Below are 1,815 nucleotides of genomic sequence, written 5' to 3'. Positions count from 1 at the left end.
TCAGCCCTTGCGGGTCTTGACCTCGTCGGTGAGCTGGGGGACGACGTCGAACAGGTCGCCGACGACGCCGTAGTCGACCAGGTCGAAGATCGGGGCCTCGGGGTCCTTGTTGATGGCCACGATCGTCTTCGAGGTCTGCATGCCGGCGCGGTGCTGGATCGCGCCGGAGATGCCGGAGGCGATGTAGAGCTGCGGCGAGACCGACTTGCCGGTCTGGCCGACCTGGTTGGTGTGCGGGTACCAGCCCGCGTCCACCGCGGCACGCGAGGCGCCGACGGCCGCACCGAGCGAGTCGGCGAGCGCCTCGATGAGTCCGAAGTTCTCGGCACCGTTGACGCCACGGCCGCCGGAGACCACGATCGCGGCCTCGGTCAGCTCCGGACGGCCCGTCGACTCACGCGGCGTACGGCCGGTGACCTTGGTGCCGGTCGCCTTCTCGGAGAAGGACACGGCGAGGGCCTCGACGCTGCCGGCGGCCGGGGCGGCCTCCACGGCGGCCGAGTTCGGCTTGACCGTGATGACCGGGGTGCCCTTGGAGACACGGGTCCTGGTGGTGAAGGACGCGGCGAACACCGACTGGGTGGCCACCGGGCCCTCGTCGCCGGCCTCCAGGTCGACGGCGTCGGTGATGATGCCGGAACCGATGCGCAGCGCCAGACGGGCGGCGATCTCCTTGCCCTCGGCGGAGGACGACACCAGCACGGCGGCCAGGGAGCCCGCGGCGGACGCAGACTCGACGGCGGCCTGGAGGGCCTCCACCTTCGGGACGACGAGGTAGTCGGCGTACTCGGCGGCGTCGTGGACAAGGACCTTCACCGCGCCGTGCTCGGCGAGCACGGCGGCGGTGTTCTCGGCACCGGCGCCGAGCGCGACGGCGACGGGCTCGCCGATCCGGCGGGCGAGCGTCAGCAGCTCGAGAGTGGGCTTGCGGACGGCACCGTCCACGTGGTCGACGTAGACGAGGACTTCAGCCATGGGATTGCTCTCCTGCGGGGATGAATTGAGGGGCGGTCAGCTGCTGCGGGCTTAGATGAACTTCTGGCCCGCGAGGAACTCGGCGAGCTGCTTGCCGCCCTCGCCCTCGTCCTTGACGATGGTGCCCGCGGTGCGCGCCGGGCGCGCGGCCGCGGAGTCGACGGCCGTCCAGGAACCCTCGAGGCCGACCTCGTCCGCCTCGATGTCCAGGTCGGACAGGTCCCAGGACTGAACCGGCTTCTTCTTGGCGGCCATGATGCCCTTGAAGGACGGGTAACGCGCCTCGCCCGACTGGTCGGTGACCGACACGACGGCCGGCAGGGAGGCCTCGAGCTGCTCGGAGGCGGCGTCGCCGTCGCGGCGGCCCTTGACCGTGCCGTCCTCGACGGAGACCTCGGACAGCAGGGTGACCTGCGGGACGCCCAGGCGCTCGGCCAGCAGCGCCGGGACCACACCCGCGGTGCCGTCGGTGGAGGCCATGCCGGAGACGACCAGGTCGAAGCCGGCCTTCTCGATGGCCTTGGCCAGCACCAGCGAGGTGCCGATGACGTCCGTGCCGTGCAGGTCGTCGTCCTCGACGTGGATCGCCTTGTCGGCGCCCATCGACAGCGCCTTGCGCAGCGCGTCCTTGGCGTCCTCGGGACCCACCGTCAGGACGGTGATCTCCACGTCGTCGTCCGAGTTCTCGGAGATCTGCAGCGCCTGCTCGACCGCGTACTCGTCGAGCTCGGAGAGCAGACCGTCCACGTCGTCCCGGTCCACGGTCAGGTCATCGGCGAAGTGCCGGTCGCCAGTGGCGTCGGGCACGTACTTCACAGTGACAACGATCCTCAAGCTCAC

Annotated in this window: 2 protein-coding genes; both read right to left on the bottom strand. The window is 70.6% G+C overall.

Going from position 1 to position 1,815, the window contains the following annotated elements; translation table 11 throughout:
- Positions 1 to 975 (bottom strand): electron transfer flavoprotein subunit alpha/FixB family protein, encoded by a 975-nt coding sequence (locus ACZ60B_RS42915; protein WP_469397524.1) that lies wholly within the window; start codon positions 973 to 975, stop codon positions 1 to 3.
- Between the two features lie 51 nt (positions 976 to 1,026).
- On the bottom strand, positions 1,027 to 1,815 hold the full coding sequence (locus tag ACZ60B_RS42910) for an electron transfer flavoprotein subunit beta/FixA family protein (RefSeq protein WP_469397522.1): 789 nt from the start codon (positions 1,813 to 1,815) through the stop codon (positions 1,027 to 1,029).

Source organism: Streptomyces sp. NPDC104096 (assembly GCF_055584385.1).
This window is presented reverse-complemented; position numbering and strand designations above follow the sequence as displayed.

What these genes read in the sequence shown, in the direction of transcription:
- ACZ60B_RS42915 (WP_469397524.1), bottom strand. Translation starts at nt 975, where the DNA reads ATGGCTGAAGTCCTCGTCTACGTCGACCACGTGGACGGTGCCGTCCGC.